Raw genomic sequence first — 14,045 nt, 5'->3', positions numbered from 1 at the left:
AATCCACAGCCTATGACCATCCATATCCAGTGATTTTTTTTCATTGTTTTATGTTTTTAAAGGTTAAACATTAATGATGGTCGGTATGGTCTTCTTTAATTGAGCTATCCATATTCATTCCTTGCATATCCATTCCTTTTTCGCCCATCATATTTTTACAGGATTCCATACAATCCTCGCTCATCATCCCTTTTTCGTGCATCATTTTCATCATTTTTCCCATCATTTTCCCGTCTTTCATCATCCCGTCCATCATAGAATGCATCATCATACTGTCCTTCATCATCATTTGCATTCCTTGCCCATTCATCATAGCACCCATCATTTTTTCATTGCCTCGCATCATTTCCATTGTATGCTTATTGCCGTGCATACTTTCCATAAATTCGTTGGTATAATCATCGTTTTCAACAATGGCATTATAAATCGCTGTACGCTTCTCAGGGTTTTCCATTAGAGCCTTAGGGTCTTTTTCTTGTTGGCAACTGTATAGGCTTAAAAAGCCAATTGCCATTAAACCGATAAATAGTGTTTTCATTTTTAAAATTATTTTAGTTAGACATTGTTTGTAACCCCATTCCCAATAGCTAATTGGGTTATAGAGAGGGAATGGGTTATCAGCTATTAACAGGGCTGAGCTTTAATCTTTTTTGATATCATAGTTTTGACTTTATTGTTCAATTTTTTTAATACGCCATTTAGCGTCATCACCTTTTACCGCAATCAAATTTTTAGAGATTAGTTTTGATGTTATTTGCGGTGGGCTGTTGTCATTTCTGTTTTGGGGCGAAACGTGCAAGGCTAGTTGGGTTAGATGTTCTAATGTAGTTCCATTACTATCTATTGCCACTTCAAAATAATGGTAGCTTACTACGTCTTTCTTGAAAATGTCGTTATAACCTATAGTTTCTCTGTGCACCTTTAGCGCTAATGCTTTTCCTTCTTTAAAATTGGTGGCATTTAGGAACTGTGGTGTAATGACTGTTTTTCCGGATTTATCAATATATCCATAATACAATATGTCATTTTTTTGATGGGCAATTAGACATTTATCATTGCTGAATATGGGATAGCTATCATTGTTTGTCTTGGTCGGCACCAGGTCGCTTCTAAAAATCTACGACGATTTTACCTTCATTATTGATAAATGCCCATTGGCTACCTTTTTTGATAGCCGCAACCTCGTTATGGAAAGGTGAGATATAGTCTATATTCTCAATTGTTTGTGCCATTCCCAAAAAAGGAATTAATACGAATGTGATGAATAGTTTACTCATTTTGTTTGATTTGTTTGGATAAAATTAAAGACTGCCATATGGGTTCATCTGCATAACTTTCGCTGTTTTCTATATAATTTCATCATAGAAATTCCGTTTCCAATTTCCTGTGTTCTTATAGTCGGTCATACTCATTCCCACAACTTCTTTAAACTGCCTGGACAAGTGGTTAACGCTGCTATAATCCAGCAGATAGCCAATGTCAGAAAAGGTATGTTGTTTAAGTTGTATAAGTTCTTTGGCCTTTTCTATCTTTAATTTGATAAAGTACTTTTCAACCGTTGTTTTTTCTTTAGATGAAAATAGTTTACTAAGTGTTTTATAATCACGATGCAGTGCCGACGCCAATAATTCAGATGTTTTTACCTTAATATGCAATGGTAACTCCTGCAATTGTTCTATTAGGATAATCTTCATTCTCTCTACGAGCATTTCTTCTTCACTGTGTACGATTTCAAAATCATTGGCGTGAAGTACGGTTGTTACCGCATCGATAATTTCATTCTTGGTTTTTTTTGGTGCTTCCACCAATAGTCTACCCAACTCTAATGAAAGCACAGTTACTCCCAATTCCTGTAGTTCTTGATTAATAACTTTTAAGCAGCGGTTACAGACCATATTTTTGATCCAAAATTCTTTTGATTTGCTCATTGTATTTAGTGTGTTGTCATCGAGTTTTTAACTCAATGGTTTGAAAGGTCAAGACCTAACATTGTTAATGGTGTATGATGCTGTTGAGAATTGGGTACAACAAATGTTAACCAAAAGTGAAACTATGGCTATAGAGGTAATGCAGATTACTTAGTGTTATCTGCGATGTAGAAAAATCAAATTAGGAAGGTCTCGTGAAGTACTAGAATATCCCTGTACAACAAGGGCGGCCTGTATTGCTCGAAAGGAATAACGTTTGTTTCTAATCCTTCAAATAGATTGAGGTATGTATAAAAGAAAGTATTTAAAAAAACAATGTTTTCAAACTCATTATGAGTTTGAGCTTTTTTTATAGATTCATCCGCTGTTTTAACAATCGTTTTATTACTACAACAGTCTTTTTCTTGTATGGAAGTACATTGCCTAGAATTATTATCTTCTTTTAGAGCAATATCAGAACAAGATTCTGCCTTGCCAAAAAAAGTCATATCCACTAATTTATTACAGCAAAAGTGCATATCTACTGCAAACGAAGCCGTACTAAAGAATATAGTAGCGGCTAAAAAGAAAGATACTATTTTGGTAAAAAAAGATTTCACGTAATAAAATTAATGATTTTATATCACATTCTTTAAAAATATGTTAAAAAATTAGTTTTTAAAACTGTATTGTTGTAAAGCAAGTATTAGTTTAATGGTTCAAATGTAAACTAGTTGATTTTATTAAAAGATGACAAAAGTCATCTTTTAATAAAAATACGTGATTGAAAAGGAAATTTATTATAACAAAACCCATCCCAACCTTTTATATCCTTAAAACAGTTTAGCTTTGGTGCAGTATGAAAACGAAATGTTTTAGGTTTTAAAGTATTTTAAGAAGACTTGAATTTGTTTACGGTCTAATAATTGAAATGTTATAATTTTGGAATAATCCAGACGCAACGACTCCAACGATATTCTTTATATTTTCTTCATATGTGCTTTTTATTTTCTTAAATTTTACATCTAAGATAAAATTCCCATTTTCTGTTATTACAGGGCCGTCTTTTTTTGTAGCCATCCTTAAATCGATTGTTATGATATCCATTTTACTTAATGAATGGTGCACATAATTAATAGCTTCTGGGATTACTTCTATGGGCACTTTAAACTTTTCGCCTAAATGGGCGACCATCTTTGTTTTGTCTACAACAATATAATTTTTATTGCTCGACTTCAACAACAGTTTTTCCCTGAACATAGCACCACCTCGCCCTTTTATTAAATTGTTATGTGGGTCAACTTCATCGGCGCCATCAAAATACCAATCTGGTCTCTCCTGTTGAAGTGTTGTTATTGTTAATCCTAAAGAGATACAGGCTAATTCTATCTCATAGGAAGTGGGAATAACCTTTATTGTCAATTCTTTTTCTTTTACTTTTTGAGCAATATGCTTCAGGGCTAAAAAAACGGTAGAACCCGATCCTATACCAATGGTTTGATTATCGTGAACCAATTTTGCGATTTTTTGGGCAACGATCTCTTTTTGTTCACGATTTGATATGTCTTGCCCCCAAATGAAATTATCACTTATATTGTTTTTCCATATCATTTTGATAAAGTTTTGATTATTATAAAATTAGTAATTTTATAATATAAGCTCATAATCTGTAATCATATGGCTTTGTCATTTCTCTAAAATCCATACGCCACGGCAAAATTAACCCCAAATGGATGCCCAGGACGTAATCCTGCCGGAACCCTCGATACTGCGTAGGTTGTATTAAAAAGATTTATAATATTAGATGACAAGGTAAAGTTGTCATCAATAAAGTAATGGGCAGACAAGTCCACTATAAAATTTGAATCTACTTTAAAGTTTTCCGGAATTGGTCCAGAACCTGCTTTTGTTCTGAAAGCACTTGTGTATCTTGAATTTACATTTACATCAAACTTTCTGTGCTGCAACCCTAATGACGCGTTGAATTGATTTCTTGCAATATAAGGTATCTCATCGCCTTCGGTGACTATGCCGTAAATGTCCTCATTACTGTCAAAACTGGTTAAAAATTCAGTATCGGTAAGGGTGTATGAGATGGATAAGGGCAGCTTAAATCTACTGCTTTGTTTATACAACAGGTTGTAATTAAGCAAAAACTCGATACCGCTTACACGAACTTCGCCAGCGTTAAATTGGTCAAGGCTTCCTGTACCACCAGTAGCGGCCAAATCACTTCCAAGTAGGTTTTGGTAGTCATTGTAAAAGCCTACGACTTCGCCGTTGAAACCTTTAAAGCTAAATCGGGAACCCAATTCATAATTAATACTTTCTTCAGGATTTTGCCCTGGGGTATTACTTGGCGGTGAAAAGCCTTTATGAACACCACCAAATATTGAAAGGTCATTACTGAATCTATAATTAGCCCCAATTCCAGGAATCCAGACATCTACTTCGTTTTCTCTAATCGATAGGTCTTGACCAGTTCGTGAAGGGTCGTCAGTCCCATAATCTGTCCGGGTCAAAGTGATGTTTTCATAGCGCAACCCTGGGGTCAAGGTCAAATTTTCAATTTTTACCGTGTACAGTAAATGTGCTGCCAGTGCTTTGGCACTGCTTATACGGTTAGCATCTGTTCCTTTTTCGCCAACGGTAGTCCGTATTAATTCTTGGTTTTGAAACGCATATCTATCCACCCATTGAAACCTGTCCTCGTCATCTTCGTGGTAGCGTATTCCTGCTTCTAAACGCTGTATCCATTGGTTACCCCATTTTAGCGTAGCAACAGATTGAATTCCGTTTGAGGTATAGACCCTATTGTTTGCCTTTATACCCAAAGCATCCGGTTGGGTATCATCGTTGCCCAAGAGTGTTTGATATTCAGAAGGAAAATTTTCTGGTGAAGACAAAATTTTGTTAATACTCACACGTTCGCCCAAATTTACATCATCTAATTTATACCAATTCCGTTTAAATCTATTGAGATAGCCTGTGGTCCTTATATCAAGTGATGGTGACAAACGGATAAAATGGGAAAGCTGGTACTGTTTGTGTTCGGCGTTCATTACATCTTCTGAAGAAGCTCTGTATCTTCTAAAAGGGTTTTCCTCAAAATCTGCGTCTGTCAGTCCCAAATAGGTCTCGTTGGCCACTTCTTCTGAATATTGGATTTTAAATAGTAGCGACTGATAGATTTTGGCATCCAAATTTGTATTTATTCTGAATTTGGCCAAATAATCTGTCTTGTCGAAACCCGTGTTACCACCACCGTCTAAATCCTTAAAACCATCGGAACTGTAGTTGAAATAATCCGTCACAAACCCAAAATTCTTAAAGCTATTGCCCAATACCAATTGGGTGTTTCGTGAATCATAGTTTCCGGCAGCAATCGACGCTTTCCCAGAAAATCTTTCCGGTATACGAGAGGATATCATATTTATGGCACCACCCGTGGTGTTGGGGCCGTACTGTATTTGGCTGCTTCCTTTTAACACCTCTATGGCTTCCATTCTGCCAATAGTAGGAAAATAGTAGGCAGCTGGTGCACTGTAAGGGGCAGGCGCAATCAACACACCATCTTCCATTAAATTAATTTTGGCGCTACGTTCGGGCGAAGTACCCCGTAGACTAATATTTGGGCGTAATCCAAATCCATCTTCTTCGTAGATGTTGATCCCTGGAACAGTCTGCAAAACTCTATTGATATTGGTATAAGAGAATTTTTTTAAGTCTTCATTTGAGATATAAGTTGCAGAACCCGTTTTGTTCCGTGCCTCAAATTTACTACCCAATAATACATTTCCCGTAACGACGACTTCCTTAAGTCGCTCGGTTTGTTGCGTAGTTGAATCTTTTTTTTGTGTGTTCGTCTGTGCCAATCCCGAAATATAAAATAGCAAAGCAATTGCTGTTAAGGGTATAATTTTCATTTGAAATTTTATTTAGAATGATTATAAATAGAACGCAAATGTAATATCCTCTTTTGTATCTTCCAAGTTATTTAGAATAATTCTTAATAATATTTTTTAAATCATTTATGATTGAGATACAACGAAAAATCATACATATAAAAGTGTAGATTTTTAATAAATCTTTTTAAATTTTTAATGAAATGAATCCAAAATATTTGTTAATTAGATAAGCTTTGGCAAAAAATTTATACTTTTGTAGCATTGATGAAAAATTTTGTAAAAAAAATAGTATCTTTTGTGATGGCTCTTTTGGTGCTGTCCTCAACCTTTTCTTTTACGGTTGCGAGTCACTATTGTGGTGATACATTGGTAGATTCATCAGTTTTCGGTCAAGCTAAAACCTGTGGAATGCAAGTTAAAAAAGCAGTATCTAAGACCGATTGTGATATTTCAGATAAATCTTGCTGTACAGACGAACAAAAACTGGTAGAAGGGCAGGATACACTCAAAACTTCATTCAATAAATTAGAAAAAGAACAAAAACGCTTTGTCGCAATTTTCGTTTCTAGTTATGTTCAACTCTTCGAGTCCGAAGAAGTTGATAATGGGTGGGAAAAAAATTATATTCCGCCCCCCTTGGTCAGGGACGTTCAAGTTTTAGACCAAACTTTCCTTATTTGATTTTTAAGTAATTGCTTCTTAAGTCCAACATTAATTTGTTTGGGCTAAACTGCCTGTATCTTGTTTTTTCAACAAGTAGTCTAATTACTTAATAATTATTTTTATGCTGAATAAAAGCATCAAATTTCTCATAGAAAACAAACTTGTTGCCGTTATATTGCTCGCCCTATTCGTAGGTTGGGGAGTAGTTAACGCACCCTTCAATTGGGAAACAGGTATTTTACCAACTGATCCTGTATCTGTTGATGCCATTCCAGACATCGGCGAAAATCAGCAAATTGTTTTTACCAAATGGCAAGGGCGTTCACCACAGGATATTGAAGACCAAATTACCTATCCACTTACAACTTCATTGTTGGGAATTCCTGGGGTCAAGACCATCCGAAGCTCTTCAATGTTCGGTTTTTCCAGTATCTATATCATTTTTGAAGAAGATGTAGAATTTTATTGGTCGCGAAGCCGTATTCTCGAAAAACTCAATTCACTTCCCGCTAACTTATTACCCGATGGCGTTAACCCAGCATTGGGTCCAGACGCCACAGGTTTGGGTCAAATATTTTGGTACACGCTGGAAGGTCGTGACAAAGATGGTAATGTAACTGGCGGTTGGGATTTACAGGAATTGCGTAGCATACAGGATTACTATGTGAAATATGGATTGTCTTCGGCAAGCGGTGTTTCTGAAGTGGCCTCAATTGGTGGTTATGTCCAGGAATATCAAGTGGATGTTGACCCTGAAAAAATGCGGCAGTACAACATCGGTTTGACAGATATTGTAAAAGCGGTAAAGGAAAGCAATCAAGACATCGGTGCTCAGACTTTGGAAATTAATCAAGCCGAATACCTGGTTCGTGGATTGGGGTATGTAAAATCGGTTGCAGATATTGAAAATGCGGTCGTCGCTTCAGAAAATTTCACTTCTATCAGAATCAAAGACATTGCCAATGTACATTTGGGACCACAAACGCGACGTGGTATTTTAGATAAAGAAGGTGCCGAAGTGGTAGGCGGTGTCGTGGTAGCGCGCTATGGCGCAAACCCCTTGGAGGTCATCAATAATGTAAAAGACCAAATAGCTGAATTATCATCCGGACTACCCACTAAAACCTTGGCAGATGGTCGTACTTCACAAGTAACCATTGTTCCCTTTTACGACCGTACTCAGCTTATTCAGGAAACACTTCACACGCTCAATGAAGCCCTTACACTTGAAATACTGATTACCATTTTGGTCATCATCGTAATGGTGTTCAATCTGCGTGCGTCCATTCTAATTTCTGGCCTGTTGCCTGTTGCCGTTTTAATGGTTTTCATAACAATGAAGCTCTTTAATGTAGATGCCAACATTGTTGCCTTGTCAGGAATTGCCATTGCTATCGGTACGATGGTAGATGTGGGCGTCATACTTGCCGAAAATATGATTCGGCATCTGGAAGATGAAAAATTACGCTTTCGCGAAAGCGGAATAGAATACACTACAAACGAAATCATCTACAACGCTACTGCGGAAGTTTCCGGTGCAATATTAACCGCAGTTCTCACAACGATTATCAGTTTTCTACCTGTGTTCACAATGATAGGTGCCGAAGGCAAACTCTTCAGACCATTGGCTTTTACAAAGACAATGGCGCTTTCTGCATCGCTTGTAATCGCGCTGTTTTTAATACCGCCATTTGCCGCGTTCCTTTTCAGAAAAACAAGTATTCGTCAGCGATCCATACTGCTTTTGAATGGTCTTTTAATCGCACTCGGCATCACTGCACTTGTATTTGGTTACTGGCTTGGGTTGATTTTGATAGCTTTTGGATGTAGCGGTTTATTCTTTTCGCTTAAAGCGAAAAAGGAATACAACCATACCATTGCTGGCTATAGGTTCAACATCAATCAAAATGTAGTAAATATCATCATTTCCTGTATTGCTATCGTCGTGCTGTTAGCCGAATACTGGCGACCACTTGGTTTTGACCGTAGTATTCTAATGAATTTGATTTTTGTAGCGATTATCTGCTTTGGATTGCTTGGTGTGTTTACAGTTTTCCGAAGATACTATGACAGCATTTTGCGTTGGGCACTTCAAAACCGATTTCTTTTTTTAATTATTCCAACCACGGTGCTGATTTTAGGTGTGGTCATAATGCGCAACACAGGGAAGGAATTTATGCCGGCACTTAATGAAGGTTCATTCCTGTTAATGCCAACATCTCTACCTCACGCTGGCGTTGAAGAAAATAAACGGGTACTTCAACAGCTCGATATGGCCGTGGCGAGTATACCAGAGATTGAAACGGTGGTAGGAAAAGCAGGAAGGACAGAATCTGCTCTTGACCCTGCACCACTCTCGATGTATGAAAATGTCATTCAGTATAAGTCTGAATATATGCGAAATGAGAATGGCGAGAGACAACGCTACCGTGTGAACGATGATGGTCTATTTGTGCTGAAAAATGACAAGTTCATTATTAACCCCAATAATGAAATCGATGATGATGCAAACTATGCAGCATCAAAACTCAAAACAAGTGCAACACGCAATGAATTGATTGAAGATAACGATGGGGAATACTACCGAAACTGGCGACCAGAAATAAGCAGTCCTGATGATATTTGGAATGAAATTGTAAAAGTGACCAAGTTTCCAGGCGTGACTTCTGCGCCCAAGTTGCAGCCCATCGAGACACGACTCGTGATGCTACAAACAGGTATGCGAGCACCTATGGGAATTAAGGTCAAAGGGCCAGATTTAAAAACCATAGAAAACTTTGGATTGCAATTGGAAGACATCCTAAAACAAGCCGAAGGTGTTAAAGAACAAGCCGTTTTTGCAGACCGCATCGTGGGTAAACCCTATTTGCTAATTGACATTAAACGAGACCAGTTGGCACGCTATGGGATTTCAATAATGGATGTTCAGGAAGTGCTTCAAGTAGCTGTGGGCGGTATGCCACTTACCCAAACAGTAGAAGGCCGTGAGCGGTATGGTGTAAGAGTACGCTATCCACGGGAATTACGTGCAAATCCAGAAGATTTAAAAAGTATCTATGTGCCTGTGTCAACTGGAAGTCCGGTTCCTTTGGGCGAACTGGTAGATATACGATACGAGCAAGGTCCACAGGTCATTAAAAGTGAAGACACCTTCTTGATTGGGTATGTGCTGTTTGATAAGCTCGATGGCTTTGCTGAAGTCGATGTGGTGGAAAATGCACAAGCGCTCATTCAGCAGAAAATCGATAATGGCGATTTGGTCGTGCCACAAGGAATCAGTTACCGATTTACAGGAACCTATGAAAATCAATTACGAGCAGAAAAAACGTTATCGGTAGTTGTGCCACTTTGTTTGCTGGTCATTTTCTTGATTTTATATTTCCAATTCAGGTCGGTTTCTACGTCGCTTATGGTTTTTACTGCCATCGCCGTAGCATTTGCAGGTGGCTTTATAATGATTTGGTTATACGGTCAGGATTGGTTTTTCAATTTCAGCTTTTTTGGCGAGAACCTACGGGACTTGTTCAATATGAAAACCATCAATTTAAGTGTGGCAGTGTGGGTCGGTTTTATTGCCCTTTTCGGTATTGCGACTGATGATGGTGTCGTAATGGCAACCTATTTAGACCAATCTTTTAAAAGCAACGAGCCAGACAGTAAAAAAGGCATACGTCTCGCCACATTGGAAGCCGCAGGAAAACGCATACGCCCTTGCTTGATGACCACCGTGACCACAGTTTTGGCATTGTTGCCAGTACTCACATCTACAGGAAAAGGAAGCGACATTATGATACCGATGGCCATCCCCATTTTTGGCGGAATGATTATCGACGTCACATCTTATTTCCTGTTACCGGTTCTATATAGCTGGAAAAAGGAATTTCAACTTAAAAGAGCAAACAAATGAAAAATATAAAAATCATAATCTGTCTTTTGTTTGTTTCCGCTTTAGCAAAGGCGCAACAATTACAGTCCTACATTGAAGAAGCGGAAGCTAATAACCCGGAGATTCAGGCTTTTGAATTGCGCTACAATATTGCCGAAGAAAAAGTAAACGAGGTCAACTGGTTGCCAAATACCGTGGTAAGCGCGGGATATTTTGTAAGTGAACCCGAAACCCGAACCGGTGCCCAAAGGGCACGATTCTCTATTTCGCAGATGTTGCCTTGGTTTGGTACGATAACAGCGAGAGAAAACTATGCGAGTTCGATGGCGGAAACCGAGTTTGTAGAAATTGCCATCGCCAAACGGAAACTTGCACTTGCGGTCGCCCAATCCTATTATCAACTGTATTCCATAAAGACGAAGCAACTTGTGTTCGATGAGAATATCGAACTTTTGGAAACTTATGAACGTCTTGCATTAACCTCGTTGGAAGTTGGTAAAGCATCAGCGGTAGATGTTCTTCGACTTCAGATAAGACAAAACGAACTCGTCCAGCAAAGAGAAGTTTTGGAACAGGATTATCAGGCCGAACAGACGCTTTTCAACAATCTTTTAAATAGAGATGAAACGATGCCCGTAAATGTCATAGAAGATATGATGATTCCAGATGTTGACCCTCTCGTTTTAAATGAAAATCTTCAGTTAAATCCTGAGCTCATAAAATACGATAAGCTGTATGAGTCTATTGAAAAGTCAGAGTTATTGAACCAAAAGGAAAGTGCACCCAGTATTGGTTTTGGATTAGACTATGTACCAGTTTCAGAGCGAGCGGATATGAATTTTTCAGATAATGGAAAAGACATTATAATGCCTATGATATCCATATCCATACCAATATTCAACAATAGGTACAACTCTGTAACCAAACAAAATGAACTGAGGCAGTTGGAGATAATATCCCAGAAAGATGAGCGGCTTAATAGCCTCGAAACACGCCTTGCGCAAGCAGTCCATAACAGGAACACTATGAGAATCAAATTCAATACGCAGACAGACAATTTAAAGCAGGCGAATGATGCCGAGGAAATTCTCATTAAAAATTACGAGACCGGAACCATAGATTTTAATGATGTACTGGATGTACAAGAATTACAGTTGAAGTTTCAAATCAATTTAATCGAATCTATTAAAGGGTATTATACAGAATATGCTAAGATAAATTATTTAACAAGATAAAATAAAAACATAAACAGTCAATGGGTGAAACCCAAACTTGATAAATTACAAATAGTTAAAAATGCAAATTATGATTAGAAAGATAACAATAGTATTTGCGCTGCTCATAACATATATGGGTAATGCACAAGTGGGAACTAACGGACAAGATAGAAAAGAAGAAGGAAGACCAGTTAAGGAATACGATCTTACGATTGAAGAAAATGAAATGACGCTCGCTGGTGTAACCGCTAAGGGAATGACCATCAATGGTGGTATTCCTGGACCGGTTTTGGAATTTAACGAAGGCGACCTTGCCATTATCAATGTAACCAATAAAATGGATGAAGAAACCTCAGTGCACTGGCACGGGTTGATACTTCCCAACTTTTACGATGGTGTTCCGTATTTAACGACACCGCCAATAAAACCAGGTACAACATTTCAATATAGAATCCCTATTAATCAATCAGGAACCTATTGGTACCATTCCCATACGATGCTACAAGAGCAAAGCGGTGTTTACGGTTCAATAGTTATTCAACCAAAAGAAAAAACATTGGATTATGACAAAGATTTAGTAGTGGTGCTGTCAGATTGGACCAACGAAGATCCAATGAATGTATTGCGAAACCTTAAAAGACGTAACGAGTGGTATCAAGTTAAAAAAGGAACGGCAGTACCGTTAAGTAGAGTCATAAAAGAAGGTGCCTTGGGAGCACAATTTAAGTTCTGGAGAGATAGAATGGAAGGTGCAGATATAGCAGACATTTATTATCCCGCATTTTTGAGCAATGGTAAATCACTGGCAGAATATCCAGAATTTAAACCGGGAGAAAAGGTAAGACTTCGCTTCATCAATGCCTCGGCTTCTACTTACTACTGGGTAGATTTCGGTGGTGGTAACCCTTTGTTGGTTGCCAGTGACGGAGTTGATGTGCAACCCGTTTCTAAAAGCAGATTTCTCTTTGGTATAGCTGAGACGTATGATGTTATCGTTACCATTCCCGAAGGTACTATAGAGATTACCGCTACGGCACAAGATGGCTCTGGTCATACCTCTATACAATTAGGTAGCGGCACACTCTATCCAGCTAAAAGAATTGACAGACCTGATAAAGTGGAGATGATGAAGCAAATGGCTAAAATGGATATGAAAATGGGCGCGCCTGCGATGGTGGGCAACAAAAAGAAGAAAACACCAGAATATCTGAAGGAGAATTATGGAATGAAGATGGATATGAAAGACGGTCAGATGAAAATGGTGATGCGCGATAAGATGTCGATGAAAGATGGCAAAATGAATGACCAGATGGATATGAAGATGGATGATACGATGGGAATGAAAAAGGACAAAATGCAAATGAACCAAGCAGGGGATTCAGACAAAATGAGTGACCATATGCAGCACGATATGTCAAAGATGCAAAAGGATACTTCCTCATTTGATTACGAAACCCGTAAAACCTATTTCAACTATGATTTTTTAAAAGCAAAAGAAAATACTGCATTTAAAGATGATTTACCGGTAAACGAACTACTATTGAATCTAACAGGAAATATGGAACGGTATGTATGGAGTATGAATGGTGTGCCATTATCAGAAACCGACAAGATAAATATAAAAGGAGGTGAAGTAACCAGAATTACACTTAATAACCTCACAATGATGCACCACCCAATGCACTTGCACGGCCATTACTTTAGGGTCATCAACGAAAATGGTGAACGTTCCCCATTAAAGCATACGGTAAACGTACCGCCAATGCAGAAAGTGGTCATAGAATTCTATAACGAAGAATATGGAGATTGGTTCTTTCATTGCCACGTACTATACCATATGATGGGTGGTATGGCGCGTGTGTTTAGTTACGATACCCCAAGGGACGAAAGAATGAAAGATTATCCAGTTCAAAAGCTTATCAATGAGACAGACCATTACTATTCTTGGGGATTGTTGCGTGCAGGCTCAAATTTTAACGAACTCTTTTTGATGTCAAGCAATATCAGAAATGGATTTGGTTTAAGGGCAGAGTTCGACTATGACAAGAACCTTGAGGCCGAAGTGAACTATGATAGATATCTAAATGATTGGGTGCGTCTCTATGTAGGGGTAAATACAGAAACAGAAACACCTAATTCCTTCGATGAGTTCAATACCGTAGGATTGGTCGGTGTAAAGTACTTTACACCCTACAGGTTTAATGTAGATGTGAGTATGGACCATCAACTGCGTCCGAGAATACGTCTGGACAGAGAGCTATTGATTTTTCCTAGAATTTTTCTGGAAGGCGAATATGAATATAGGGCAGACTTTGGATGGGTAAATGATATAGGGAATAGCTCTTATGAGAGTGAAACCCAATGGTTGGTTGGACTTTCCTACATCCTATCAAGAAATTTTTCAATACAAGGAAACTATAACAACCGATACGGTTGGGGTGGTGGTCTTTTAGCCCGATTTTAA

At 38.1% G+C, this 14,045-nt stretch carries 11 protein-coding genes; 4 read left to right on the top strand and 7 right to left on the bottom strand.

The window, feature by feature from the left end; genetic code table 11:
• Positions 1 to 70: 70 nt before the first annotated feature.
• The 7 genes from ACJRPK_RS03925 to ACJRPK_RS03895 all read right to left on the bottom strand — a co-directional run bounded on the left by ACJRPK_RS03925 (position 71) and on the right by ACJRPK_RS03895 (position 5,833).
• Entirely contained in the window at positions 71 to 454 is a 384-nt protein-coding gene (locus tag ACJRPK_RS03925; RefSeq protein ID WP_407138521.1) for a hypothetical protein, read from the bottom strand.
• A gap of 216 nt (positions 455 to 670) precedes the next feature.
• Positions 671 to 1,099: a WG repeat-containing protein gene (locus ACJRPK_RS03920; protein WP_407138520.1), complete on the bottom strand. Its 429-nt coding sequence runs from the start codon at positions 1,097 to 1,099 to the stop codon at positions 671 to 673.
• Positions 1,100 to 1,109: 10 nt separating this feature from the next.
• Positions 1,110 to 1,277, bottom strand: a complete 168-nt coding sequence (locus ACJRPK_RS03915; RefSeq protein ID WP_407138519.1) for a WG repeat-containing protein — start codon at positions 1,275 to 1,277, stop codon at positions 1,110 to 1,112.
• Positions 1,278 to 1,346: 69 nt separating this feature from the next.
• A complete protein-coding gene (locus ACJRPK_RS03910; RefSeq protein WP_407138518.1) occupies positions 1,347 to 1,928 on the bottom strand; it encodes a helix-turn-helix domain-containing protein in 582 nt (193 codons plus the stop codon).
• Positions 1,929 to 2,104: 176 nt separating this feature from the next.
• A complete protein-coding gene (locus ACJRPK_RS03905) occupies positions 2,105 to 2,527 on the bottom strand; it encodes an HYC_CC_PP family protein (RefSeq protein ID WP_407138517.1) in 423 nt (140 codons plus the stop codon).
• Between the two features lie 292 nt (positions 2,528 to 2,819).
• Positions 2,820 to 3,518: a ribose 5-phosphate isomerase A gene (rpiA, locus tag ACJRPK_RS03900; RefSeq protein ID WP_407138516.1), complete on the bottom strand. Its 699-nt coding sequence runs from the start codon at positions 3,516 to 3,518 to the stop codon at positions 2,820 to 2,822.
• Positions 3,519 to 3,601: 83 nt separating this feature from the next.
• Positions 3,602 to 5,833 carry a TonB-dependent receptor family protein gene (locus ACJRPK_RS03895; protein ID WP_407138515.1) on the bottom strand — a complete coding sequence of 744 codons (2,232 nt, stop codon included), beginning with the start codon at positions 5,831 to 5,833 and terminating at the stop codon, positions 3,602 to 3,604.
• A 246-nt stretch (positions 5,834 to 6,079) separates the two neighbouring features.
• Between ACJRPK_RS03895 and ACJRPK_RS03890 the strand changes: the two genes are divergently transcribed.
• The 4 genes from ACJRPK_RS03890 (at position 6,080) to ACJRPK_RS03875 (ending at position 14,045) form a co-directional block, all read left to right on the top strand.
• Complete coding sequence (locus ACJRPK_RS03890) at positions 6,080 to 6,496, top strand: HYC_CC_PP family protein (RefSeq protein WP_407138514.1); 417 nt, start codon at positions 6,080 to 6,082, stop codon at positions 6,494 to 6,496.
• Positions 6,497 to 6,599: 103 nt separating this feature from the next.
• Positions 6,600 to 10,385, top strand: a complete 3,786-nt coding sequence (locus ACJRPK_RS03885) for an efflux RND transporter permease subunit (RefSeq protein WP_407138513.1) — start codon at positions 6,600 to 6,602, stop codon at positions 10,383 to 10,385.
• On the top strand, positions 10,382 to 11,599 hold the full coding sequence (locus ACJRPK_RS03880) for a TolC family protein (RefSeq protein WP_407138512.1): 1,218 nt from the start codon (positions 10,382 to 10,384) through the stop codon (positions 11,597 to 11,599). The genes ACJRPK_RS03885 and ACJRPK_RS03880 overlap by 4 nt, the downstream gene beginning before the upstream one ends.
• Before the next feature lie 70 nt (positions 11,600 to 11,669).
• Complete coding sequence (locus ACJRPK_RS03875) at positions 11,670 to 14,045, top strand: multicopper oxidase domain-containing protein (RefSeq protein WP_407138511.1); 2,376 nt, start codon at positions 11,670 to 11,672, stop codon at positions 14,043 to 14,045.

Origin of the sequence: Aquimarina sp. 2-A2 (assembly GCF_045505135.1) — a bacterium.
In the GTDB taxonomy this organism is placed as follows: Bacteria; Bacteroidota; Bacteroidia; order Flavobacteriales; family Flavobacteriaceae; genus Aquimarina; species Aquimarina intermedia.
The sequence above is the reverse complement of the archived record's forward strand: the minus strand, read 5'-3'. Positions and strand labels throughout refer to the sequence as shown.

Coding starts and splice junctions, on each gene's coding strand:
- rpiA (WP_407138516.1), bottom strand. CDS start 3,518: ATGATATGGAAAAACAATATAAGTGATAATTTCATTTGGGGGCAAGAC.
- ACJRPK_RS03910 (WP_407138518.1), bottom strand. CDS start 1,928: ATGAGCAAATCAAAAGAATTTTGGATCAAAAATATGGTCTGTAACCGC.
- ACJRPK_RS03885 (WP_407138513.1), top strand. CDS start 6,600: ATGCTGAATAAAAGCATCAAATTTCTCATAGAAAACAAACTTGTTGCC.
- ACJRPK_RS03890 (WP_407138514.1), top strand. CDS start 6,080: ATGAAAAATTTTGTAAAAAAAATAGTATCTTTTGTGATGGCTCTTTTG.
- ACJRPK_RS03915 (WP_407138519.1), bottom strand. CDS start 1,277: ATGAGTAAACTATTCATCACATTCGTATTAATTCCTTTTTTGGGAATG.
- ACJRPK_RS03895 (WP_407138515.1), bottom strand. CDS start 5,833: ATGAAAATTATACCCTTAACAGCAATTGCTTTGCTATTTTATATTTCG.
- ACJRPK_RS03925 (WP_407138521.1), bottom strand. CDS start 454: ATGGAAAACCCTGAGAAGCGTACAGCGATTTATAATGCCATTGTTGAA.
- ACJRPK_RS03880 (WP_407138512.1), top strand. CDS start 10,382: ATGAAAAATATAAAAATCATAATCTGTCTTTTGTTTGTTTCCGCTTTA.
- ACJRPK_RS03875 (WP_407138511.1), top strand. CDS start 11,670: ATGATTAGAAAGATAACAATAGTATTTGCGCTGCTCATAACATATATG.